Consider the following 24,070-nt stretch of genomic DNA (forward strand, 5'->3'; position numbering starts at 1 on the left):
TTTATATTATAAAACTCAATTCTACAATTTAGTTTATTTGAGTTGATTATAACATATCACCTTAAAAAGTAAACACTTACATATTATTAATTTCGAATTTTTAATAATTTTAAAATAGACATTGCTATTTTCATATGGCTATATTAATGTAAAATTACTAGATTAGTTTGTTATAATAGCAATTAGTTAAATATTATAAAACGAATACGGAGAAGATATTATGCCAATCATTCAATCTGTGGAACGTGCCCTGCAAATACTAGACCTATTTAATGAGCACACGATCGAATTAAAAATCACGGAAATTAGTGACCAAATGGGATTACATAAAAGTACCGTACATTCCCTCTTAAAGACGCTCCAGCAATCTCGCTATATTGATCAAAATCCCGAAAACGGAAAATACCGTTTAGGCTTAAAGCTCGTGGAAAGAGGTAATTTAGTTATCAATACTTTAAATATCAGGCAAATCGCCAATAAATATCTCGTTGAATTGGCACTAAGAACTGGCCAAACATGTCATCTAGGTATTTTAGACGGGAATGCAGGTGTATACATTGACAAGGAAGAAGGGGCTAATTCTGTTATTCGTTACTCTCGAATTGGACGGAGAATTCCCCTTCATTGTACTGCAATCGGAAAATTACTGTTATCCTATCAAAAACAAGAAATAATTGATTCCCTATTAGACGGCTATCCGTTTACGCAAGCTACAAACCAGACTATTACGAAGAAAGAAGATTTTCTTATTGAATTAGAAAAGGTGAGACATAACGAGTATGCTGTGGATGATCAAGAAAATGAACTAGGAGTCCGATGTATCGCGGTACCAATTATTAATCAGCATGGACAAATACTAGCAGCACTTAGCATCTCTACATTAGTTTCTAGAGTAGGAGATGACATCCTTTGGAACTATATACAACTATTGAAAAAAACGGGAAAAGAGTTATCAGAAGAAATGCGGTATGGGGTTGCGATGAAATAAGAGACAGGCAGTTATTCCTGTCTCTTCCTTTTTATCCAAATAACTGTTTCTCTTTTTCTAACGCTTTTTTCATCCACTTCTTCGTTAAAGTAGCTGCTTTTACTTTTAAATTTAGATTTTCAGAGATGTGGATTTTATATTGTTCAGAAACAATGGATGCCTTCAATTGTTCCACTGAATCACATTCATTTTGAAACTCATTATATATGCAGCCATATTGTAAAAAATGATGTGTATCACTTCCGCCAACAACTGGAAGTCCTAATTTCCCCGCAAAATCCTCTAGTTTTTCTCGATAAGCTTTTTGACCTTGAGCATAAAGATCTTTTCCATTTAGATCAAGGGCATCCAAACGCTTAAGCTGTTCTGCCTTCAAATGATAAAGAGGGGTACTATCACGGAAAGCATGGGCACCAATTTTTAGAATATCATAATGTTCTGCTATATCCATTAACTTATCAAAGGCAAGAAAATTATCCTCACTCGTGTTAGTTTCTAATAAGCTTCTGATGGATAAAACATCCTTTCGATTACCAATAAGCAAAATATGACCAATCTCTTTCACATCTACTTCTATTCCTGGAAATAGCTTTAACCCATCTATCATGTAATAGTTATTCTCATATGGATAATGCGTATCCAGAAAATTATAAATATCTGTATATCTCCTTGTATTGAAATGCTCTGTCATCGCTATTCCTGTTAACCCAGCTTCTCTTGCCTCTTTCATCATTTCTTGAAAATATTCTGGCATAAAATCAGTTTTTTTGGAAATTTTCACATGACTATGTAAATCGATTCTCATTTATAACCCCTCCTACAGAAATAAAAAGACGAATGTATATAAAAATAATTGATAAAGCACAGACACCATTGAAAATAAATAATCTCTATATTGAAAATGAAGATGTGCAAGTTTGATTTTCTTTATCTCCGGCCGACTAAATGCATAAAAACTTCCTTTTGTTTCTAATGCTTCTACTGTTGTACGTGCTCTTTTTGCAGTACTAAGTAGTAAGGGATAAAAGGAAAGAACGGCTATCTTTGAAAAATAAATGATAGATCGCCAATAAAGAATTCCATGCTTCTCCGGTGCCTTTCCACGCAAACGAAAGGAAAGAAATACGTGGTGATATTCTTCTAGAAGACTAGGAAGCATACGATAGCCATAGGCAATACTAAAGGACACTTGTCCGGGAACTCCAATTTTCAAAAGTCCATTGCTTAATTTTTCAGGATCCATGGAGCAAAACACTGTGATACTAGCTAAAGAAATAATAGAGAGCTTTAAAGTCAGTGTTAATAGAGGAACAATGACTTGTAAATCCCCACCAAAAAACCAAGAGGCAATCAGTAGATATCCTCCCTGGCCAAGTAAACCGAGACAAAGAATGATAATTACTAAAGGTGTAACCTTGGACATAAAGGTTGTAATGGCCATAAATACAAACAACCCTATTAATATACTCTGATTATGAATAAACCACGGAGCAATTCCGAAATATAAATACCAGATAAATAGCGTCCGAGGATCAAGCTTTGCGAGAAACGTTTCATTATTTCCATAAGCAGTATGAAGCAGCTCAATCTTCACTTGCTCTACAGACAATTTTTCCGTTAATTTTCTAGTATACTCCATTTAACAAGCGCTCCTTTGTATCGATTGATTGCACAAAGTCTGTGACAGTATAAGCTAAGTTTTTCTGCTTCATTCTTCTGCTCAATTCCAGAATTTGCGGAGGCTTGAGACCTGCTTTTTCTAGGAGGGTATGGTTACTAAATACGGATTCACGATTGCCATCATGGATAATCTCTCCTTCATGGAGAACGATAATTCGATTGGCCCATTCTGTGACAAGCTGCATATCATGTGTAGCAATAAGGACTGCTCCCACTTGCGCCTGTAAGGAATCAATTAATTTTGTAATATGCTTACGTGTCGCTATATCAAGATTTGCCGTTGGTTCGTCTAACAAAATAATAGATGGATTCATCGCTACTCCAATCGCAAGGGATGCTCTTCTTTGCTGACCACCACTCATTAATCGACTGTCCTTGTCCTGCAACTCTGTCAATTCAAATTGCTTCAACACTCGATCAACCTGTTCCTCGAATCCAGGAACCTTTCGCGCTTTTAAAAAGAACTCTACATCTCTTCTCACACAGTCTTCAATAAACATCTCTTCTGGATTTTGATAAATATATGTTACGACATCTGCCAGTTTTTCTGGCGAACAATGGCGAGTATTTTGACCTTGAACAAGTATTTCTCCTGTCTCTGGTTTTACAAGTCCTGTTAATAAACGCATAAGCGTAGATTTTCCTGCTCCATTGTTGCCAACAAATGCAATTAAATCATTTTTATAAATATCAATGTTTATGCCTTTCACTACTTGCTTTTTGGAGCGATCAACAAGTTTATGTGAAAAGCTTGCATCTCTTATTTGTATCAACCTTTCACGCTTCGTGAATTCCTTGTCATTTTCTATGTTATTCTTCCTCTCTCTTTGTGAAACGGTCTGAAAAAAAACTTCTGCCTCTTCCACTGTAACTGGCAATACCTCTTTTGAATATCCTAATTGATAGGCTGCTAACGTTACTTGTGGCGGATAAATTTGCCGTTGTAGCAGCTCATTTACTTCTGTTAAAGCTTCTTTTGTTTCCTTATTCCAGACAACTTTCCCCTTATCCATCAGAACTACTTTGTTGCAATAATCCGCAATAAATTCGGTATGATGCTCAATAACAATGATTGTTTTCCCATACTCTTGATTTAATTTTTTTAAAATAGCATAGATTTGTGTAGCATGCTCTGGATCAAGCTGTGCAATTGGTTCATCAATAATAAGAATATCCGGGTCCAACGCCAATGCACCAGCTAAGGCTAACTGATGTTTCTGCCCACCGCTTAATTGCCAAATAAATTCATCGTCATGATTCTTTAGACCAACTAAATCCAGGGCTTTTTTACCCCTTTCAAGATAATCCGCATACCCGAAGTTAAGAGGGGCAAAGCTCGCGTCCTCCAACACACGCGGACTAACAAGCTGATTTTCAAAATCTTGATAAACATATCCAACATGGGAAGAAAAATCAGTTACTTTATGCTCTGTCGTAACCAGTCCATTAACGGTAACTTTTCCAGAATAATCTCCTACATAATAATGAGGAATAAGGCCATTTATTAATTTACATAGAGTGGATTTCCCACTCCCATTACTACCAATAATGCCAAGGAAATCGCCTTGATGAACCGATAACGAAACATTATCTAATACTGGCTCCTCAACACCTGGATATTGAAAGGAAACTTTCTCTATTTCAATTTGAATGGTCATAACTGAATCCTTTCTTCATTACTTGCATTATTTTTCTTTTTCATTTTCTGCATGATACCTATAGTAATACCAGCTATGCATGCCGCAGCAGCAATGCTTACCCAAATAAACCAATCACCGTACGACTTTAGAAAATCTGCTTCCCACTCGACATTAAATCCTGCTTCTGATAAATATTCAAAGAAAAAGGCGAAACAAGCTAACACAATACCAACAAGAATCAATTTAGGCGTTACAATACTGCCCATAGAATACTTCATTTTATTATTCCTCGGCTTCATGCCTAATAACGGTTCCATTTTCCCATATAAACGTGGCACTAAATATAAGGTTGGCAAGAGAGCAAAAAGGATTCCGGAAAATAATACATCATTTAAGAAAGCAAAACCTTCTACAATCACAACACTTTCCGCTAATCCAGGAACCGCCTCCAGCTCTTCTACACCTATCCATACTTTTCCAATATCAACCATTGAGCTTAATGCTTGATGAATGATGACACCTGTTATTGCAGCAATTCCAACCTGCCTTTTATTCTTTGGATCATTCACAAGGGATCCAGCAATAAACATGGCAAGAGAAAAAGTAATAAATTTTTCTAATTCCCCAAAACCACCAAATTGTCCTAGCATTATCTCACCAAAAACAACTTCTCCTAAAGCAGCTCCAATTGCAGCATATAAAGGATGAAATAGCATACATAAAGTCAATGGAATAAATGCAAAATACTCAACGGAAAATTCGACAGGACCAAGGTGAAAAGCAGGAATAAGTTCTGTAATCATGTTGGAGAGTCCATATAAGGACATAGATAAAATGAATATCATCATCTTTTGAGACTGTGTTAAAACATACCTATCTTTTAATTGATTCATATTATTTGCCTCCTTTATTTGAATACCTTTATCATAAAGCACAGAATTTAATGGAATATGGTAGACAAGTAAAAGGAACGTAAATTTATTATCGTTTTTTAACATTATGTAAAAAAATTATCAGGAATAATTTGTGAAGAAAAAAATGTGCTATATTAAGGTCAAATAAAGACGGAGGTTAGAGGTTATGTTTAAATGGAATACAAAATCAATGTCGCCAAGCCAATACAAAATTGCAGATTATCTTCAAAAAAACACGCATCAAGTTCTATTATTAACGGAACAGGAAATAGCTGAAGCAGTTAATGTTAGCATTGCATCTGTGTCTAGATTTTGGCGTATAGTCGGCTTTAAAAATTTAAAGGAATTTAAAGGAGAAATTGCTGCCCAGCTAAAGCCATCCCCTGCCAAGAAAATAGCAAAACTAATAAATACGGTCGATAAACAAGCTTTCCCATACCATACACTTAATGCTTCTATCCAACATCTCTATAAAACAATAGAGCAGTTTCGAGAAGATACTTTTAAAAATGCTGTTCACTCGATTATTTCCGCAAGAAAAGTCTATTTATATTGTCCTGGCCCTTCCTTAGGACTTGGAGAATTACTGAAGTATCGAATAGTTAGATATGGATTAAACTTTTCTATCCTTCATAAAGGAGGAAGTGAATTACTAGAGGACTTTATCCATTTTTCCAAAGAGGATGTAATCATTATATTTGGCTTTATCCGTTTGCTTCCAGAAGCACAGGCGCTTATGGATTATCGTAAGCAAATTGGCTATAAAATCATTATCATTACAGACCAGCTTATTTCAGAATTTACGACACAAGCTGATATTGTTTTATTTGCAAGTAGAGGAGATATCCGTGAGTTCCATTCGATGATTGGTCCAACCTATTTAATCGAGAATCTTGTCCTTGCAGTTGGAGCGGAGAATGAAGCAGCAAATCTACAAAGACTTGAGAAAATTAGTGAATTGAGGACTCAATATGATTATTTGCTGCCGAGATAAGCCTGCTATTACCAACATTAAAGCATTATTATTCGCCGCCATTGCTTTTATTCCCTTTTATCTTTTGGAAAAGACCCCCATAAATCATTGACGCGGATTAGCATTCTGTCGATTTTCTGCTCATCATTTAAATCAGCTTGCCCAGTTATATTTTTTACTTCTTGTGATTTTCCCTCTTTCTGATACTGTAATTGGATGGAAAAATTATATATATTCTCTTTAGAATGTGTTCTTTCATATTCAATATTTTCTACTGCAAGTATATAGTTGTTTTTATGCGATTCTGTCATAAATACTGTTCCATATCTTGAAATGAAATCATTATATGCTGTTTCACTTGCAAAATAATCTTTATATAAACTATCTTCGTATTCAGTCAAAGCTGTGGATCTTTCATTTCCTTCCTTCAGCTCTAGTATGTCTTTCAATGTATCATCTGGCCCTGTTAAGGCATTATGTAAAACAGCATCTACTGCCTGTATGTATTCATCTGTTTTCTCATCTACTTTTTCTGTACAGCCAATTAATAATAAAATAATAGGAAATAAAGCGATACTGAAAGCTTTATAATGAATTCTTTTCATCTCAACCCCTCCATGCTATTAACATATACGAATAGACAGATTATAAAGTTTCAAATATTTTCCTTTCTACGATTATTTAAGATGGTTAAAATAAAAAAGAGGAGTATTCCTATTGAATTCCCCCTCTCATTACATTAGTTTTTATATTTTCGTAAAACGAAATATCAATTTCTTCTTATTATATAGAAAACGCGTGATTACCTATTCGTTTAACTACTGTTCTTGAGAAAATCCAATCACTTGTTGCAGTGTCTGGATTATAAAAATAGAGAAGCTCTTTGTTCTCTTTTCCATTTTTTAACGCTTCTTCTACTGCTTTACGTGACTCTTTATCTGCTTTTTTTTGGATTGAACCGTTCTGTACAGGTTGAAAGGCATTCTTTTCATAAATGACACTTTCTACTGAATCAGGAAACTGCTTATTTTCCACACGATTTAAAACTACATCAGCTACTGCCACTTTACCGGCAAACGGCTCACCCTTCGCTTCTGCATGAACAAGACGGGCCAGTAAATTCTTTTCATTGTTCGTTAGATTTGCTGATTCATCAGAAGCTTTTACATTCTCCTTCTTATCAACAGCAAATTTTCTTGTTGATACATTTTTTGTTTCTTCTGTATAAATTGATGCTGCTACGGCAAAAGATGGAACATATATATAAGAACCAATAACTAAAGTAATGGTAGTTGCTATAAATAATAACTGTTTCATTTTTGTATACCTCCTGTTTTAACAGGCCCATATACAAGGCTAACAGGTTTGCAAGCAAAACTCATTACATAATTGTTGGAAAAGCTGTAAGATTTCACGGGATAATTGGGAGAAATAACTATATATTTACAATTAGATATTACTCGATATGACCATTTGCTCTGTTTTCCCGGATAAAATTGTGTAAATAGGAGAAGTTAAATGATTAGTACAACTTATTAAAAGTTAATTCTTTTCCCAATGGTTCTTCTACCCGCACCTTAAGAATTAATTCTCCTGTAAAAAAGAAAACTGATATCAGAAAAAAGCCGATATCAGTTTTCAATCTTAACTATTTCGAACTAATAATGCACAGCATTCTACATGAACCGTATGTGGGAATAAGTCCACAGGCTGTACTACTTTTAATGTATAGCCGAATGGCTCAAGCTGTTTGATGTCTGTTGCAAACGTATCTGGATTACAAGATACATAAACGATACGTTCTGGCTGAGAGCGTCCGATACGTCTCATTACTTTTCCACCTGCTCCAGACCGTGGTGGATCTAGCAATAGTAATTCTGGTCTGCCAAATGTTTCTAAAACTTGGGCTAATCCAGTTCTTGCATCTTGTGCTAAGAATGTAGCATTATCAATGCCATTATCGCCAGCATTACGTTTGGCTGATTCAATCGAGCTTTCTACAATTTCAATTCCTACAAGCTTGCCAACTCTGCTTGCAAAAGGAAGGGAGAAAGTACCTACACCACAAAAAAGGTCAATCATATTCTCTGATTTTTTTGGTTCTGCCATTTCTACAGCTAAATCAACTAATTTTTGTGCTTGTGTTGGGTTCGTTTGGAAGAATGTATCAAACCAAACTCGGAAACGGTATCCATCCATTTCATCATATATAAAGTCTCTGCCTGCTAATGTATGGCTTTTTTCTGATTGTGTACGATCTGCCCAATCCGTATTTTCTAGCCACATAAAGCTTTTTACTTGTGGGAATTTTTCTGTAATGCGAGCAACTAAAATGTCCACTGCATTTTTTAAAGATCCATCTGGAGCTTCTGTTGCAAATAAAGCCAACATCATTTCCCCTGTAGCAAAAGACTGTCTCACCATCAAGTGACGAAGAAGTCCCTCGTGTGTATCTTTGTTATAGCCTTTTAATTCATGTTCTTTTACCCATGTAGCTACTTCAAGTGCTGCTTCCACCATTTCTTTTCCAGCAATAAGGCAAGTTTCTAAAGAAATGATTTTTCTAAAATTCCCTTGCTCATGTAAACCAAGAGAACCATCTGTAGCAAAGGTGAATTCCATTTTATTACGATATCTCCAAGGCTCATCCATTCCAATAGTATCTTTTACTAGGCTGGGGTCAAATCCTTGCTCCTCAATTACATGTTTCACATGATTTGTTTTTTGTTGTAATTGTCCATTATATTCCCAATGCTGCCAAACACAACCGCCACATTTTTCAAAATGAGGGCATTCTGGTCCAATTCTTTCCGCATGGGCAGCTAATATCTCTTCTGGCATTGCCTTTCTATGCCTTCTTTGTGGCTGATCAACAGTAACTCTTACCTTTTCACCAGGTAATGTTTGCGGAATTGTTAGCTTTAGTTTCTTCTTGTTTCCTAATTCATTTTCGCGCCAAACAACCGCCTGTCCAGCACCTTTTTCATCCACATTCTTAATATCTACAATCATTGTTTCCTTTTCAATTGTCGTCAAACGTTTTTTCCTCCTTAAACAATTTCACTAATCAAATGTATTTTAAAATGATTTATTTTTCATTGTTAGTTTACCTATTATATTTTTAACATACTTCCCTAGTATAAAGGACAATCATACATATGAAAATAATTTTTATTTTGTAGATATTAGTAATTTTTTTTATACAATCTTTATCCTTACGATTTTATTAAAAATGAAATATTTAACACATACAGCAAAAAACCTCCGGAAGATGGATATATCCATTTCCGAAGGTTCTTTTATTATAATATACCTAAATTTGCAGTCTCCTATCAATTGCTAAATCAGTCTCTAACACATAGAGTTATCTTCTGCCAGCTTCTTTAAACAATCTTCTAAGGAACCAACAACAATAGTCATAGGTATAGCTAACATTAAATTAAGCGGTAAATTAAAATCTTCTATAAACATACCATCTTTATACAGTCCAGTTTTTTTATCTACATCAACTATTAATCTTTCTTTCATTGACTGGCCATTGTCTATATAGCCATAAAGTTTTTTTCCTAATCCATAACCTAACCCACATTCAAAAACTGTTCCCGAATCTGGCTCATTCCCACGAAATGGATTTAAATTTGCAACAATTATATCACACTCTCGAATCAATCCTTCATTCGAATAAAAAATCATAGTTGCCTGTTCTTCCTTTTGCAAATTATCGATTGGTTCATTATCACTTGGATATAAACCTCGGTATCCATACTTTTCACAAAGATTTATCATTCGAGTACGAATTATTAATGAGTCTGGATGAAATACATGAAAGCCAGCCAAATATATTTTTAAAGAAGGTTTGGTTTGATCTTCTTTCCATTTTAAAACGGTAGGAGAAATCGTGTTGTTTATAATCGATTTTTGTGCATCTTCTTTATTTTTAAAAATAAAATTATGAATGAAAGGGTGATGAATATCATCCTCATAGGCAACGTATTTTTTTCCTTTGGGGCTTTCTTTATAAAATTGGACTCCCTCTTCTGTTACACTTCTTTTACACTTACTAACTCCTCCATTGACAACAATATAATATTCTATTTCCTCCATAAATTCCTCTCAATTCCTTCTATATGTGTATAAAATCTATATCCCTGCTTTTATCGCAATTGGTTTCAATGCTTTTTTACTTTCAAACATGATTTTTTCTTCATCTAATGTAAGAACTTCTCGGTTTTTCATTACAATTTTTCCGTCAATAATTGAATCTTCCACATCCCTAGAAGTAGCACATTCTACAATGGTATTTATTAATTTATGTGATGGGCTTATATGCGGTTGATTAATATTTAATAAAACTAAGTCTGCTTTTTTTCCAACTTCAATGGATCCAATTTGCTCCTTTAGCATTAAAGCAGATGCTCCCCCTGCTGTCACCATTTTCAACAAATCTTTTGCTGGAATAACCATTGGATCAAATATTGGCAGTCCCCAATAAACGTTAAGTCCAGAGCGAAGGACTCTCATTTCATCAAATAAACTTAAACTTGAGCCAGCAGCACCGTCTGTTCCCATGCCAATTGGCATATCATTTTGCATAAAGCGAGGAGTTTTTGGAAATCCGTGACTTCCAAAATTACTTCTTGGATTATGAACGATGTTTACTTTTCTTTCCTTTAATAGGTCAATCTCTGATTCAGACAATACAACACTATGTGCTGCTAATAAATTGGGACCGAGGGCACCAAATTGGTCAAATACTTCTGCAGGTCTTTTTTGGTAATTTTGTAAACAATAACTTACTTCATCTCGATGTTCTGATAAATGAATATGTAAACCAGTATTATACTCTTTTGCTTTCTCTGCCATATGTTCAATTAAAGCAGGTGTACTTGTCATTACCTGACGTAAAGCAAACCAAATCTGAATTCTCCCATCGCCTGCTCCATGAAAATCTTGATATAAAGATTCAATTTCTTGTGCTGCTTCAAATGGATTACTCTTCATTGAATCAGGTATAAATGGTCCCTGATCCATAGTAGAACATGTAATTGCTCCTCTTAGTCCAGATTGTACTGCCACCTCTGCAACTTTGTGCATATGTACTCCACCTGATTCAGCAAATGAAGTTGTTCCAGATTTAATCATCTCTAAACAACTAAGTTGAGCGCTAGTAGACACATCCTCTTCATTTAAACTACTTTCAAATGGTACTAAAATTCTCGCCCAAACCATTGGATACTCATCCGCTGTTCTTCCACGAAGAAACTGTTGACAAATGTGGGTATGTGCATCGACTAATCCGGGCATTAATAACTTTCCATCTCCGTATAATGTTTCCTTTGCTTCGTATTTCGCTTCAACAGTTTCTACAGAATCGATCGCTAAAATAATATCTTCATTTATAACTACAGATTGATTTTCTTTTATCTCGAATTCAGGTGTAATCATACTGCAATTTTTTACTATTAAGCTTACTGGTGTTTTCATTGGTTTGTCATCCCCTCGTCTGTTTTTATTTCAGACAATATTTTTATAGAAATCTTCCATAAATCTTTCTGCATCCACTTTAATACTGACCTCTGTTTGTAGAGGATTAGATTCTTCTCGATATAAATCTTCTATTGTTCTTCCAGCTGAGACACCTTCTACTTCCACTTCTAAATGGATAGGAATGGTTTGCACAAAAGAAGGATCTTTGCCGACTGCAATAGCTAAAGGGTCATGTAAGGCGCATCCTTTTAAATAGGGATGTATCTTTTTATAAGCATCAAGATAATACTGTGTAAACTCAGCAAAAAAACAGGATAGTTCTGTTCCTTTTTGTTTCCAATTAGCTACATCCTCTGTAGTTAATAAGGTTTTTCTTGTTACATCTAACCCAACCATCGTAATAGGAATATTCGTCTTATATACATAATTTGCAGCATGAGGATCAATGGCATAATTGGCCTCTGCATATCTATTTACATTTCCCGGCGTAGTTAGAGCTCCCCCCATGGATACAACTTTCCCTACTAGATTTATAATATTAGGATCTTTTTTTATTGCTAATGCCAAATTTGTTAAAGGTCCTGTTACTACTAACGTTAATTCTTCTTTATACTCATAAATTTTTTCTATTAGATAATCAACTGCATGTAACGATGGGCAATCTACTAAATCCTCTGGTTGAACATTACCAAGGGTATTCCCTAATCCATCCATCCCGTGGATTAATCCATTGTATTCTTTTTCTAATACAAGAGGCTTCTCCGCTCCCTTCCATACACCTATATCGTTTCCGAGTAGCTGCACTATTTTCTTTGCATTCCGATATGTGTAGTCGACAGGAGCCATTCCGTAACATACCGTTATCCCTAAAAGCTCAATTTCAGGAGAATGAACGGCATATCCTATTGCTAGCGCATCATCAATTCCTGTATCACAATCCAAAATCATTTTTACCATCTTATCACCATCTTGTTTATTTTTTATGCTTGCCATGAGTTGTAGGAAAAAGGGGTAACTTCCGGTTCTTTCCTTTCCTTATCACTTGTTAAGATCTCTATTAATCTCTTTTTATAAGCTAAATTAATATCTTCCTTCTCCGGTATTACCTTACTGGCCTCTTCTAAAAAATGAAGGATATCTTTCCCTTGCTCTCTTCCTCTATTTGTATGCATATCTAGAGCGAAATCAGGAATTACCGGCTTTCTTCCCTGTTCAAACTCGTGAATGACAATATTTTTTAACCAATCAGAAGAACGTTCTTTTGTACATTGGCATAAATATCGAATAGCATGGACAAAAAACATAGGACGATCCCCATCTTTATAAGGAAAATTCTGTCTCATCGTATTTAAAGTATTTATTAAAATAGGTGCATTTACTTCACCAAAACCAATATCTTCTACTGAAATAGCAAGTAGTCTTCTCCACATTTTCTCTTCAAATTCAGGACTTGTAATATACATTTCATATGCTACCGTCACTGCTTCTTCTTCTAAACCCCGCCTAATACTTTTTTGCAGAGCAGATATAATCTCATCTCCCGGTATACCGTTTCTTGTTTCGACTTTACTCCACGGATCATAGCTCATAAATTTTTCCATGAGATACACCAACTTTCTACTGAATTTTCACTTTTATCATTAGGATTACTTTTAAGATATTAAGAAACTATTTAACAGAGCCTTCTGTTAAACCTTGAACGATATACTTCTGAAAAATCATTACAAGGATTAAAATTGGTAGACTCGCAATTACTCCAGCTGGAAGAATCATTTCATATTGAACCCCTTCTTGACCAATTAGTTCACCAATTCGAATAGGAATTGTTTTTAAATTTGTGTTGGTAAATACAGAAGCAAATATAAATTCATTCCAAGCACCAATGAAGACAAATATCCCCGTTGTAACAAGTCCAGGAAGCGATAATGGTAGAACCATTTTGACAATTGCCTCAAGTCTTGTACATCCATCCATTCTAGCTGCTTCTTCTATATCGTTTGGAACTGAAATAATAAAAGCTCTAAACATCCAAATAACATAGGGTAAAGAAAAAGTAACATACGCACAAATAATCCCAATATGTGTGTATAGTAGTCCACTCATTCTCATCAATATAAAAAGGGGAATTAATAAAGCCATTTGTGGTAACATTTGTGTCCCTAATATCATTAAATAGAGCGAATTTCTACCTGGGAATTGCAATCTAGCAAATGCATAGGCTCCAAGTGTCCCAATTACTATACAAATAAGGGTAGTAAAGGAAGCAAAAATAAAGCTATTGGATAGTGAACTGGTAAAAGATTCTGTTTGAAATAACTCCAGATAATATTTAAATGTAACTTCGTGTGGAATCCATGTTGGAGGATTTTGAAACAACTCCACTCTATATTTCATACTGGACAAGATTAGCCATAAAAAAGGAAATAGCAAATATATCATTAAACCAATTGAAGCCCCAATTAGTAATGTCTTTTTTGCATATTTTTTCAAAACGCGTCACCAGCACTTTCCTTGTTTTTTTACTGGAAGAGGATGATAGCATCCTCTTCCCTTTCACTATTATGGGTTTATATTAAGCACTTCAGCTTCCGCATCTGAAAGTGCCTTTTCAGCATTTTTTTCGCCTTTAATTACTTGTATAAATTGTCTAGATACTGTATCTGAGATTAATGTTGCTTGCTTATGTTTAAAAAGACCATGTGGATATTGAATTTGTTCAGAAACATACGCAAAGTGTGGGTACTTCTCAAGGACCTCTGAATCTTCTAAAACATCTAAGTTAGCTGGAATTCTTGCTACTTCTGATAGAGCCATTTTCTTCTCTTGTTCTGCACTTGTAGCAAATTTTATAAATTCAAATGCTTCTTCTTTATGCTTTGAATTAGCTGGAATTCCAATTGCACCAGTTTCCGCTAAACTTGATGTTTTTTCTGTACTACCTGGCATTAACGCTGTTCCTAACTTGCCAATTATTTTCGATTTTTCTTGGTCATTTGCAAACCCTACAATGTCCGGATAACCGATAAACATCGCAGTTTTACCTTGTAAGAACTGATCTTTAGATGATTCATTTTCAAAAGATAGTGGATCCAAGATCTTCGCATCCATATTAATTTCTTCTAATCTCTGTAATGATTTTAGTCCTTCTGGAGTATTAAAAGTTGGCTTATTTGTAGAGTAATCCCAGAACTCTCCACCTTCCGCTCTTAAATTTAATATAAATGGTCTAATTGCATCTTGTTCTCTTAATTGAGTAGACAGAGCATATTCAATATCTGTTTTTTCTTGGATTTGTTTACCCACTTCAATTAACTCATCCCAAGTTTCCGGAACTTTCGTAATTCCAGCTTCTTCAAAAATTTCCTTATTATAATAAAATTGTGTTAACCACAAATAGCGAGGCACCCCGTATATATTTCCATCATAGGAAAGGTTGTCAAAGCTTAATTGGCTAAAGCTATTTTTCATATCATCCGTAATATAGTCATCTAAAGGTTCTAAGAAGCCTTGCGATGCAAATTCATCAGCCCAATCATCACGAACATGAATAATATCATAGTCATCCGAGCCACCACTTAAGGCAGTAAACATCTTGTCATGCAATTGTTCAAATCCGACTACCTCATAGTTCACCTTTATCCCTGTCTCTTCTTCAAATTCAGCAGCTTGATCTTGCCAAAACTGATCCCCTACATACAATATGGTAATCTCTTTCTCTCCTGAACTACTTGCTTTTTCATTTCCACAAGCAGTTATCGTCAATAATAAAATAACCGCTAATAATGCTACCCCAATTTTCTTCATTTCCTTTTCCCCTCCTAGAAATCCTCTTAGTTTTCTTTCCCTAATACACGTAAATAAAATACTGTTATAACCATAGTAATAATAGTAATCAACCAAGCGAGCGCTGAGCCGTAACCTATGTCTAAATAGCGGAAGGACTGATCATATGCGTAGACATTCAAAACCATGGTGCTGTCTACCGGTCCTCCTTTTGTTAGTACACTAATGATGTCAAATACTCTTAAAGTCCACATTGTTTGTGTAACCATAACAACAAATAAAACTGGCTTTATTGTGGGTAAAACAATACTTTTAAACTGTTGGAATGGCCCAGCTCCATCCACTTTTGATGCATCGTATAATTCTTTTGGAACACTTTGAAGTGCTGCTAATATTAATAGTGCTGCAAAAGGTGTGCTCTTCCATATATCCGCTAAAATAATAGCTCCCATTGCTGTTGATTGTTCCGTCAACCACATAACAGGTTTCTCAATAATATGTAGCTCTAGTAAAATATGATTGATAATTCCGTTGCTAGAACTATACATCCACTGCCACATGAGTGCATTAACTACATTAGACAACGCCCAAGGAATCAGAAATAATCGTTTAAATAACCATGCCCCCCATATGCCATGATGAATAAATAGAGCAATAGCAAAAGCGATAATTAACGTTCCTAATACACTGACAATAGTAAACACAATAGTGTTAGATATAATATTCGGAATTCTAGGATCGGAAAAAATTTTTAAATAGTTATTTAATCCAACGAATTCAAAATCGATAAGGCCGGCTTTATACCCTACTTTGTTTAAAGACATGACAAAGGAATAAATGATTGGAAAAACAATCGTTAGTAAAATTAAAAGCAAGGATGGAAATAAATAGATGGAAGCAGTTTTAGTTTCAGATAATCTATCAAATCGTTTTCTCAAACTTAATGATTTCGTATTCTCGGCCTTCTTCTTTAAACTTTCTTTTGATAGCTGGGTTTGCAAAAGATCCCCTCCAACACACTATAAATTTCATAATAATTAAATATTCGTAGATTCATTAAATATATTTTCCTCCTTCATTGAATCGAAAAAGTGCAATTTTTCAACATTGAACCCAATTTGGACAGTGTCTCCAATTTTTAAATGGTTATAGCGTTCTAATCTAATTAATACATCGCCAACATCGGTTTTACAGAAAATCACCGTTTCAGAGCCTAGGTACTCGATTGTCTCAATAATCCCAGTAAGATGCTCATTCTCTTCAGTAGTAAGAAATAAATCCTCCGGACGGATACCAATGATTACAGCTTGTCCGTCATATTCACTTAACTTTTCAGCTTTATCATTCTGGACTCTCCAACTTCTTTTACTTAAAGCTAAGAAAGGAACGTTATCTTTTATTCCTACATTCCCATTAAGTAGATTCATGGGTGGTGTTCCTATAAAACTTGCAACAAAAGTATTTCTTGGGTTCTTATAAATGTTTGCAGGAGTGTCAATTTGTTCTAGTTTGCCTTTATTCATCACAGCAATTTTAGTACCTAATGTCATAGCTTCTACCTGGTCATGTGTTACATAAATCATTGTTGACTGAAGCTGTTGATGTAGTTTGGATATTTCTTTTCTTGTGGATACTCGGAGGCTTGCATCTAAGTTGGATAGTGGTTCATCAAATAGAAAAATATTAGGTTGTTTTACAATTGCTCTTGCTAAAGCAACTCTTTGTCTTTGTCCACCTGATAAATGCTTTGGTTTTCGTTTTAATAGCCCATCTAACCCTAGCATTCTTGCAGTCTGCTGAATCATTTCATTCATATCATCTTTCGGTACTTTTGCTTTCCTTAATCCAAACGCAAGATTTTCATATACATTTTTATGTGGATATAAAGCATAACTTTGAAATACCATACCAATTTTCCTCTCACCTGGTGACATCTCATTTATAATTTCATTATTAAATACTAGTGTCCCATCTGTGATTTTCTCAAGACCAGCTATCATCCTGAGCGTGGTCGTTTTTCCGCAACCTGATGGTCCTACTAAAACTAAAAACTCTCCTTTTTCTATTTCAAGATTCAGATTATCTACAGCTAAGGAATTATCATTGTATTTCTTTGTAATTCCACTTAATATCATCTTAGTCAAGTGACCACCTCAGTTTATTATATATATATAGAATTTTCTGACTATTAAATGTTACAATTCCTAACATGGATTCATTTTAATCAAGATTTTCATATAAGTCATTGTATATGATGTATAATAATAAAGTTCCGTTTTATTCAATATAGATAAAAATTTGCGTTAAAATGTCAAAAAAATACAAAAATTGCACTTGAATACCGAACATTCACGTTAACTTAAGTAACATCATTCATGTTTAAACAAAAATAAAAACGCAAAATTTGAATAATATTTCAAATCTTGCGTTTTACCGATCCATTAACACATCATAACCCTTCAATCTTACCTTTTGATATAACTATCTTTTATTTTTTTATCATTTTTTTCTCCCTAATGGGAATAATAATTTCACAAACACTTTCCCATATAAGTCAAATACTTATTTATCTACAAGAGCCATTCCCATAACAATCCCTTTTCGGACCCATTTTCCCGAAAATAATGTTATACTAGTTAATGGCTGTAAGATAAATTTTAAAAAAAGATGGTTATTTAGTTAGCAAAATCGGGTAGTTAGTTTTAAAGAAAAGTCTGGAGGTGTTCGTAGAAATTGATCCAATTTAAAGAAGTTACTAAAACGTTTCAAGATGGATTTAAAGCACTTAAAAATATTTCATTTCAAGTGAATGAAGGTGAATTGCTTGTTCTAATTGGACCAAGTGGTTCTGGTAAAACAACAACAATGAGGATGATCAATCGACTAATTGAACCTTCCAGTGGTTCCATTACCATTGAAGGAAAAGATATTTCCACTGAAGATCCGGTAAAACTCCGCAGAACTATTGGCTATGTCATTCAGCAAATAGGTTTGTTACCCCATATGACGATTAAAGAAAACGTCTCGCTCGTTCCGCGACTTCAAAAATGGAAAAAAGAACAATACATGGATAAAATCAATGATTTAATGAACATGGTTGGGCTTGATCCAGAAATTTTCGGTGATCGCTATCCGTCTGAACTAAGTGGTGGACAGCAACAAAGAATTGGTGTTATCAGGGCACTTGCTGCTGAGCCAAAAATAATCCTGATGGATGAACCATTCAGCGCCTTGGACCCTATCAGTCGAGAGCAGCTTCAGGATGAATTAGTTCGATTACAGCAAGAAATTCAAAAAACGATAGTCTTTGTAACACATGATATGGATGAGGCCTTAAAAATTGCGGATCGCATTTGTATTATGAAAGACGGAGAAGTCGTGCAACTGGATCGACCGGAAAATATTTTGCGTCATCCAGCAAATGAGTTTGTTCGTAATTTTATCGGAGAAGATCGATTACAAGAAAATATTTCTTTACCAAAATTGAAAAAGTTAATGATTACCCCCGTAAGTGCCGGCCAATCACGTGGTCTTGCTGAATCATTGAAATTAATGAGAAGAAAACGGGTAGATAGTCTTGTTGTGTCAGACAATGCTAATACCTTCCTTGGTATTGCTACTGTTTGGGAAGTACAAAAACGATACAATGAAGAGGAATTAACATTAAAAGATATAATGGACACCAATGTAAACACACTCAAACTGGATGAACCGACAGAAAAGGCTTTTCAACTAGTAAATGAATCCAAATATGGTTTTGTGCCAGTAATTGATAAGGATTCAAAAATTGTTGGGATTGTCAATCGTGCAAGCCTTGTTGAGTACATCGCTGATCAAATTGGTGAAGGAGGTTTGAACCATTCCTAATATAATTACAGAGACAATAGATGTCTTTATAAACCGTTGGCCAACAATTTGGAACTTAATTTTAGAGCATATGTACTTATCTCTTCTTTCGATTGCCATTGCAATTGTGATTTCCGTTCCTCTAGGAATTTATTTAACTCGCCATAGAAAAATCGCAGACTCCATCATCGGAGTAGCTGGCGTCTTTCAAACAATACCAAGTCTTGCGCTACTAGTGTTTTTAGTGCCATTCATCGGAACTGGTAAGCTTCCAGCCATTATTGCTTTAACTGTTTATGGCTTATTACCTATTTTGCGCAATACATATTTAGGAATTATCGGAGTAGAACGCTCCGCAATAGAAGCTGGCGTTGGGATGGGCATGACCAATCGCCAAGTGCTGTGGATGGTTGAATTACCACTTTCCCTAAGAGTAATCATGGGAGGAATCCGAACCGCAACTGTCTTAATTATTGGTGTGGCAACGATTGCTGGACTCATTGGCGCAGGCGGTTTAGGAGATTTAATCTTCCGTGGGTTACAAACATATAATACTGGGCTTATACTTGCTGGTGCCATTCCTTCTGCTCTATTGGCGATTATATTTGATTATTTATTGAAAGTATTGGAAGCGGATGTAACGCCTCAAGGTCTACATGGTAGTAAAAAAGGAAATAAAAATAAAAGCCGTATTCGAATATGGATAATAGCAGCCATAATAGTCTTAGTCCCACTGTCAACTGTCATTGCAAATTTCAGCAATGGAAAAGGCGGAGAAGATACCATCACCATCACTGGTAAAAATTTCACCGAACAAGAAATTATGGTTTATGTGATGGGGCATCTGATTGAAGAGCATACCGATTTAAAGGTAAACTATGAATCTTTTCTTGGCGGGACAGCTCCAGCATTTGAAGGAGTTAACACAGGCAATTATGATATGTACATGGAGTATACAGGAACAGGATTATTAAGCATTCTAAAAGAGGACATGGTTAGTGATCCCGATGAAGCCTATGACATTGTAAAAAAGAAATTTAAAGAAGACTATAATTTAGTTTGGCTAGAGCCATTTGGTTTTAACAACACATACACTTTAACACTTCGAAAAGAAGACGCTGAAAAGTATAACATCCAAACTATTTCGGACTTAAAAAAGATGGCTCCGGAACTTACATTAGGCTCTGAACCAGAATTCCTTGAAAGAGAGGATGGTTATCCAGGTCTCATTGATACTTATGGGATAGAATTCAAAGATACCCAAGCAATGGACTCTGGCATTATGTATAGTGCGATTAAAAACGGAGATGTCGATGTAATTGATGCATTTTCAACAGATGGACGTATCCCTGCATTTGATTTAGAGGTTCTAGAAGATGATCAAAACTTCTTCCCTCCTTACTACGCAACACCAGTAATTAGAGCAGAAACATTAGAAAAACATCCAGAATTAGAAGAAGTATTAGGAATGCTTGTCGGAAAAATCGATAATGAAAAAATGCAAGAACTAAATGCACGTGTTGATATTGACAAAGAACAATATGAAGATGTTGCAGTAGACTTTTTGAAAGAGGAAGGTCTTATTGAATAATTAAAATAGTGGTTTGGACATAGCTATCCCCGAACAACCATATGGAAATCCTATGGTTGTTCGGGGTTTTATTAGTTTATAAAAGGTCTGTTTCAAATGGCTGTGATTCACCCTGCTTCGTCTTACCAATTCATTAAATTTTTTTATTTCCACAATAGTATATAGAAAAACAATCTTTTATAAACAAGTGGTATGGAGCGGATAACACTCCTATCCATTATTCAATCATTTCAAGAATTTCTTCGATATCATGGTTCTCCACATAAGATTTACTATCATTTAACATTTCATCTGTAAACTGAATTCCGCTCATAACAATATAAGGTTTATCTACATCACTTACGCGTGAAAGTTGCAGGACTGCATCGCCTTTAAATAATTCAAGTGGCAATATCTGCTTTGTTTCCGTATCATAAATCTGTAATTCTCCACTAGGAATCGTCCCATACATATAACTATTAATATAGATAATATAGCGCTCATCTAACCAAAGAGCTCCACTTGGATAATATTGTTCTCCTGAAGTAGCTTTGACATTGATTATTTCCTTTAGTCCATTTTCTTTAGAATAGACATAAAGCGCCCCACCTTCTTCCCATCCATATTGTGGTGTTAACAAGACTTTTTCACGAGTTGGCGAGTAATCAACAGGTTCCATCTTCCCAAAAGCATTATCATGCTCAAATATTTGTTCTGATCCATCCTCTTTGGTTAAAATCAAGGAAGTTTGTTCGACACTGTAGGATACATTACCATTACCACTATCTGCCTCTTCTGTCTCTTCCTTCTCTTCTGTTTCCTTCCCATTTGATTCTTCTTTAACAATTTTCTCAGACTTTGCCTCAGTTGCCTTTTGGAAAGAATAATTACCAATTAATACAATTCCTGCTCCGATGATTAACACCGTAGCAACACCAATAATAAATCCAATCCATATATTTTTTTTCACGAATAATCCCTCTCTTTCCTCCTAGCATACCTTCTCATATTACCATACCATATTTTGTGTCATTGATTCTTATCATAGGAAATTATTTATGATGTATTCAATAAGGACCATCTCGTATAAAAATATGCATATAATCTATACTACAAAAAGAGAGGAAGGGAATGAACCCCTACCTCTCTTCTCCCATCCTATTAAAATCAGTAACTAATAAACATCTGATGATATTATTTAAAAGATATCCCTCTGCTATCTTTTCTCATTCACCCAAACGATCATTTCACCTGGTTCGCGATTACACCAAGCATAATACGGAATCGCTTTCAATTGTACTTTCGTAGTACTGTCCTCAACTGGACGATACAGCTCGCTATTCCAATTGCTTTGGTCTAGTCGTTCCGCTTCCCCAGTAATGCTAACAACCCCTTCAAGCAATTCTGGATCATATTCTGCTTTTAACTCTGCATCTCTTGGTAAGATAATTCCATGTAAATTTTCTCCATTATCTACTTGCTCTAGACAATAAACCACTGGTCCACGTTGAATAGCCACTTTCCCAACATTATGGCGTACCTTTGGATTCGATTGGATACGTTCTGCTACCATTGGGAAAGATAATTCAATATGGTCATTTTCTTTCCATCTACGATTAATATATACATAACCATTCTTCATTAGTGGAAAATGATCTACTATCTCCCCATTTAGCTTCACCACTGTTCCTTTTGCCCAACCAGGAATGCGCAGTGCCATAGTAAAGGTTTCCTCCTTTTCTGGAGAAACAATCATTGATACATTTCCATCCCACGGATAGTTCGTTTGTTGAACAAGCTTAACTGGGTTATTTGCGATTTGAATAGTTGTCTCACTTCCCATATATAAATGGACAAATAGTTCTTTTTCCTTTTGTGAATAAATGTAATGGCCAATAGATGCAATTAACCTTGCTAAATTCGGAGGGCAGCATGCACAGCCAAACCACTTTTGGCGAACAGATTTGACATGCTTTTTATCCTTTCTTTTATCACTAGCTTCTGGTAAAACTTCTAATGGATTGACATAAAAGAATTTCTTACCGTCTAAATCCATTCCGCTAATGGTACCATTATAAAGAGCCAGTTCCATTACATCAGCATACTTATTATTTGCTTCCAACTGTAACATACGGTTAGCCCAGAAAACTAAAGCAATAGAAGCACATGTCTCTGTATAGGACAAATCATTTGGCAAATCATAGTTGAAGGAGAAAGATTCACCAAACTCCATGGAACCAATGCCTGCAGTCACATACATTTGCTTTTGCGTGACATTATTCCAAAGTTCTTCACATGCTTTTTTCAGGGATTCATCTTTCGTTTTCAATGCAAGATCGGTCATTGCTGTATACATATAAGTAGCTCTAACTGCATGGCCAACTGCTTCTTTTTGTTCTCTTACTGGCTTATGTGCCTGATGATAAGCATAATCGTCGTTAAACCAAAACGGTTTTGTTTCTTTTCGTTTCTCTTTCTCTATATCAAAATAGTGAGGCTGTTTTCCCCGTTCATCAATAAAATATTTACTTAAATTCAGATATTTTTCCTGCCCTGTTACATCATATAGTTTAACTAATGCTAACTCAATTTCTTGGTGTCCTGGATATCCCTTTAACTTATCTTCTTCCGGACCGAAAACGCTATCAATATGATCCGCATATTTACACATAATATCAAGGAATTGCTTCTTACCTGTAGCTTGATAGTATGCTACTGCTGCTTCAATTAAATGTCCAGCACAATATAATTCATGATTATCACGAATATTCGTCCATCTGTTATTAGGCTCTTTAACCGTATAATAAGTATTTAAATATCCATTTTCGTCTTGAGCTCTGCCTAATAAAGCGATTACTTCATCTGCCGTTTTCTCTAGTTCCTCATTTGGCTCATTTTCTAAACTATATGCAACAGCTTCCAGCCATTTAGCAATATCACTGTCTTGAAACACCATTCCATAATATTCGCCAGAAGATTCCCCTGCTGCAATTCGAAAATTCTCAATGGCATGGCTTGGGGAAGTATCTGGTAATCGATCATTCAGTGCATCCCATTGGTAAGGGATGACATGATTCCGTACAACCTCTAAATATCGCCCCCAAAATCGATCATTAATTTTCACTTTATTCGTTGCGATTTCTTCCACTTTCTTCACATTTAAACCCCTCTCCTATTACTCTTTTACTA

General features: G+C 35.1%; 21 protein-coding genes. 4 read left to right on the top strand and 17 right to left on the bottom strand.

Annotation, left to right across the window (positions count from 1 at the left end):
- The first annotated feature begins 220 nt into the window (after nt 1–220).
- On the top strand, nt 221–988 hold the full coding sequence (locus ACTNDN_RS09595; RefSeq protein ID WP_441131162.1) for an IclR family transcriptional regulator: 768 nt from the start codon (nt 221–223) through the stop codon (nt 986–988).
- 31 nt (nt 989–1,019) lie between these two features.
- On the opposite strand, the gene ACTNDN_RS09600 is transcribed toward ACTNDN_RS09595, so the two are convergent.
- The 4 genes from ACTNDN_RS09600 to ACTNDN_RS09615 are packed head-to-tail and all read right to left on the bottom strand — an operon-like array spanning nt 1,020 to nt 5,201.
- Complete coding sequence (locus ACTNDN_RS09600) at nt 1,020–1,793, bottom strand: PHP-associated domain-containing protein (RefSeq protein ID WP_031538823.1); 774 nt, start codon at nt 1,791–1,793, stop codon at nt 1,020–1,022.
- Between the two features lie 12 nt (nt 1,794–1,805).
- Nucleotides 1,806–2,627 carry an energy-coupling factor transporter transmembrane component T family protein gene (locus ACTNDN_RS09605; RefSeq protein ID WP_441131163.1) on the bottom strand — a complete coding sequence of 274 codons (822 nt, stop codon included), beginning with the start codon at nt 2,625–2,627 and terminating at the stop codon, nt 1,806–1,808.
- On the bottom strand, nt 2,614–4,326 hold the full coding sequence (locus ACTNDN_RS09610; protein ID WP_031538821.1) for an ABC transporter ATP-binding protein: 1,713 nt from the start codon (nt 4,324–4,326) through the stop codon (nt 2,614–2,616). The genes ACTNDN_RS09605 and ACTNDN_RS09610 overlap by 14 nt, the downstream gene beginning before the upstream one ends.
- A complete protein-coding gene (locus ACTNDN_RS09615; protein ID WP_441131164.1) occupies nt 4,323–5,201 on the bottom strand; it encodes a cell division protein FtsQ in 879 nt (292 codons plus the stop codon). Before ACTNDN_RS09615 ends, ACTNDN_RS09610 begins: the two co-directional genes overlap by 4 nt.
- A gap of 187 nt (nt 5,202–5,388) precedes the next feature.
- Here ACTNDN_RS09615 and ACTNDN_RS09620 point away from each other — a divergent pair, with 187 nt between their 5' ends.
- Nucleotides 5,389–6,216: a MurR/RpiR family transcriptional regulator gene (locus ACTNDN_RS09620; RefSeq protein ID WP_031538820.1), complete on the top strand. Its 828-nt coding sequence runs from the start codon at nt 5,389–5,391 to the stop codon at nt 6,214–6,216.
- Between the two features lie 47 nt (nt 6,217–6,263).
- Here the strand turns inward: ACTNDN_RS09620 and ACTNDN_RS09625 are convergent, their stop codons facing one another.
- From ACTNDN_RS09625 to ACTNDN_RS09675, 11 genes are all read right to left on the bottom strand, one after another.
- Nucleotides 6,264–6,800: a hypothetical protein gene (locus ACTNDN_RS09625; RefSeq protein ID WP_441131166.1), complete on the bottom strand. Its 537-nt coding sequence runs from the start codon at nt 6,798–6,800 to the stop codon at nt 6,264–6,266.
- A 178-nt stretch (nt 6,801–6,978) separates the two neighbouring features.
- Entirely contained in the window at nt 6,979–7,512 is a 534-nt protein-coding gene (locus ACTNDN_RS09630) for a cell wall hydrolase (RefSeq protein WP_441131167.1), read from the bottom strand.
- Nucleotides 7,513–7,839: 327 nt separating this feature from the next.
- Nucleotides 7,840–9,207, bottom strand: coding sequence for a 23S rRNA (uracil(1939)-C(5))-methyltransferase RlmD (gene rlmD / locus ACTNDN_RS09635; protein ID WP_441131175.1), 1,368 nt, complete (start codon nt 9,205–9,207; stop codon nt 7,840–7,842).
- A 339-nt stretch (nt 9,208–9,546) separates the two neighbouring features.
- On the bottom strand, nt 9,547–10,299 hold the full coding sequence (locus ACTNDN_RS09640; RefSeq protein WP_349205157.1) for a nucleoside 2-deoxyribosyltransferase: 753 nt from the start codon (nt 10,297–10,299) through the stop codon (nt 9,547–9,549).
- A gap of 36 nt (nt 10,300–10,335) precedes the next feature.
- Nucleotides 10,336–11,679 (bottom strand): amidohydrolase family protein, encoded by a 1,344-nt coding sequence (locus ACTNDN_RS09645; protein WP_349205156.1) that lies wholly within the window; start codon nt 11,677–11,679, stop codon nt 10,336–10,338.
- A 30-nt stretch (nt 11,680–11,709) separates the two neighbouring features.
- Entirely contained in the window at nt 11,710–12,639 is a 930-nt protein-coding gene (locus ACTNDN_RS09650) for a nucleoside hydrolase (protein ID WP_349205155.1), read from the bottom strand.
- Between the two features lie 23 nt (nt 12,640–12,662).
- Nucleotides 12,663–13,283, bottom strand: a complete 621-nt coding sequence (locus ACTNDN_RS09655) for a hypothetical protein (protein ID WP_254414872.1) — start codon at nt 13,281–13,283, stop codon at nt 12,663–12,665.
- 67 nt (nt 13,284–13,350) lie between these two features.
- Nucleotides 13,351–14,172 (bottom strand): carbohydrate ABC transporter permease, encoded by an 822-nt coding sequence (locus ACTNDN_RS09660; protein ID WP_349205154.1) that lies wholly within the window; start codon nt 14,170–14,172, stop codon nt 13,351–13,353.
- Nucleotides 14,173–14,241: 69 nt separating this feature from the next.
- Nucleotides 14,242–15,486, bottom strand: a complete 1,245-nt coding sequence (locus ACTNDN_RS09665; protein ID WP_349205153.1) for an ABC transporter substrate-binding protein — start codon at nt 15,484–15,486, stop codon at nt 14,242–14,244.
- 26 nt (nt 15,487–15,512) lie between these two features.
- Nucleotides 15,513–16,466 carry a carbohydrate ABC transporter permease gene (locus ACTNDN_RS09670; protein WP_349205152.1) on the bottom strand — a complete coding sequence of 318 codons (954 nt, stop codon included), beginning with the start codon at nt 16,464–16,466 and terminating at the stop codon, nt 15,513–15,515.
- 36 nt (nt 16,467–16,502) lie between these two features.
- The gene (locus ACTNDN_RS09675) at nt 16,503–17,600 is read right to left on the bottom strand and encodes an ABC transporter ATP-binding protein (protein WP_349205161.1); all 1,098 of its coding nucleotides are present in this window, start codon (nt 17,598–17,600) and stop codon (nt 16,503–16,505) included.
- 598 nt (nt 17,601–18,198) lie between these two features.
- On the opposite strand from ACTNDN_RS09675, the gene ACTNDN_RS09680 reads away from it, so the two are divergent.
- Together ACTNDN_RS09680 and ACTNDN_RS09685 are read left to right on the top strand one after the other, a co-directional pair.
- Entirely contained in the window at nt 18,199–19,332 is a 1,134-nt protein-coding gene (locus ACTNDN_RS09680; protein ID WP_031538810.1) for an ABC transporter ATP-binding protein, read from the top strand.
- A 70-nt stretch (nt 19,333–19,402) separates the two neighbouring features.
- Complete coding sequence (locus ACTNDN_RS09685; RefSeq protein WP_081836684.1) at nt 19,403–20,902, top strand: glycine betaine ABC transporter substrate-binding protein; 1,500 nt, start codon at nt 19,403–19,405, stop codon at nt 20,900–20,902.
- Nucleotides 20,903–21,119: 217 nt separating this feature from the next.
- Here ACTNDN_RS09685 and ACTNDN_RS09690 read toward each other — a convergent pair whose 3' ends face one another.
- On the bottom strand, nt 21,120–21,851 hold the full coding sequence (locus tag ACTNDN_RS09690) for a hypothetical protein (protein ID WP_441131168.1): 732 nt from the start codon (nt 21,849–21,851) through the stop codon (nt 21,120–21,122).
- 246 nt (nt 21,852–22,097) lie between these two features.
- Nucleotides 22,098–24,029: a glycoside hydrolase family 127 protein gene (locus tag ACTNDN_RS09695; protein ID WP_441131176.1), complete on the bottom strand. Its 1,932-nt coding sequence runs from the start codon at nt 24,027–24,029 to the stop codon at nt 22,098–22,100.
- Nucleotides 24,030–24,070: the final 41 nt, after the last annotated feature.

Source organism: Niallia sp. HCP3S3_B10, assembly GCF_052064465.1.
In the GTDB taxonomy this organism is placed as follows: Bacteria; Bacillota; Bacilli; order Bacillales; family Cytobacillaceae; genus Niallia; species Niallia hominis.

What these genes read in the sequence shown, in the direction of transcription:
- ACTNDN_RS09655 (WP_254414872.1), bottom strand. Translation starts at nt 13,283, where the DNA reads ATGGAAAAATTTATGAGCTATGATCCGTGGAGTAAAGTCGAAACAAGA.
- ACTNDN_RS09620 (WP_031538820.1), top strand. Translation starts at nt 5,389, where the DNA reads ATGTTTAAATGGAATACAAAATCAATGTCGCCAAGCCAATACAAAATT.
- ACTNDN_RS09610 (WP_031538821.1), bottom strand. Translation starts at nt 4,326, where the DNA reads ATGACCATTCAAATTGAAATAGAGAAAGTTTCCTTTCAATATCCAGGT.
- ACTNDN_RS09625 (WP_441131166.1), bottom strand. Translation starts at nt 6,800, where the DNA reads ATGAAAAGAATTCATTATAAAGCTTTCAGTATCGCTTTATTTCCTATT.
- ACTNDN_RS09675 (WP_349205161.1), bottom strand. Translation starts at nt 17,600, where the DNA reads ATGATATTAAGTGGAATTACAAAGAAATACAATGATAATTCCTTAGCT.
- ACTNDN_RS09650 (WP_349205155.1), bottom strand. Translation starts at nt 12,639, where the DNA reads ATGGTAAAAATGATTTTGGATTGTGATACAGGAATTGATGATGCGCTA.
- ACTNDN_RS09665 (WP_349205153.1), bottom strand. Translation starts at nt 15,486, where the DNA reads ATGAAGAAAATTGGGGTAGCATTATTAGCGGTTATTTTATTATTGACG.
- ACTNDN_RS09640 (WP_349205157.1), bottom strand. Translation starts at nt 10,299, where the DNA reads ATGGAGGAAATAGAATATTATATTGTTGTCAATGGAGGAGTTAGTAAG.
- ACTNDN_RS09685 (WP_081836684.1), top strand. Translation starts at nt 19,403, where the DNA reads ATGTACTTATCTCTTCTTTCGATTGCCATTGCAATTGTGATTTCCGTT.
- ACTNDN_RS09645 (WP_349205156.1), bottom strand. Translation starts at nt 11,679, where the DNA reads ATGAAAACACCAGTAAGCTTAATAGTAAAAAATTGCAGTATGATTACA.
- ACTNDN_RS09615 (WP_441131164.1), bottom strand. Translation starts at nt 5,201, where the DNA reads ATGAATCAATTAAAAGATAGGTATGTTTTAACACAGTCTCAAAAGATG.
- ACTNDN_RS09600 (WP_031538823.1), bottom strand. Translation starts at nt 1,793, where the DNA reads ATGAGAATCGATTTACATAGTCATGTGAAAATTTCCAAAAAAACTGAT.
- rlmD (WP_441131175.1), bottom strand. Translation starts at nt 9,207, where the DNA reads ATGATTGTAGATATTAAGAATGTGGATGAAAAAGGTGCTGGACAGGCG.
- ACTNDN_RS09595 (WP_441131162.1), top strand. Translation starts at nt 221, where the DNA reads ATGCCAATCATTCAATCTGTGGAACGTGCCCTGCAAATACTAGACCTA.
- ACTNDN_RS09605 (WP_441131163.1), bottom strand. Translation starts at nt 2,627, where the DNA reads ATGGAGTATACTAGAAAATTAACGGAAAAATTGTCTGTAGAGCAAGTG.
- ACTNDN_RS09630 (WP_441131167.1), bottom strand. Translation starts at nt 7,512, where the DNA reads ATGAAACAGTTATTATTTATAGCAACTACCATTACTTTAGTTATTGGT.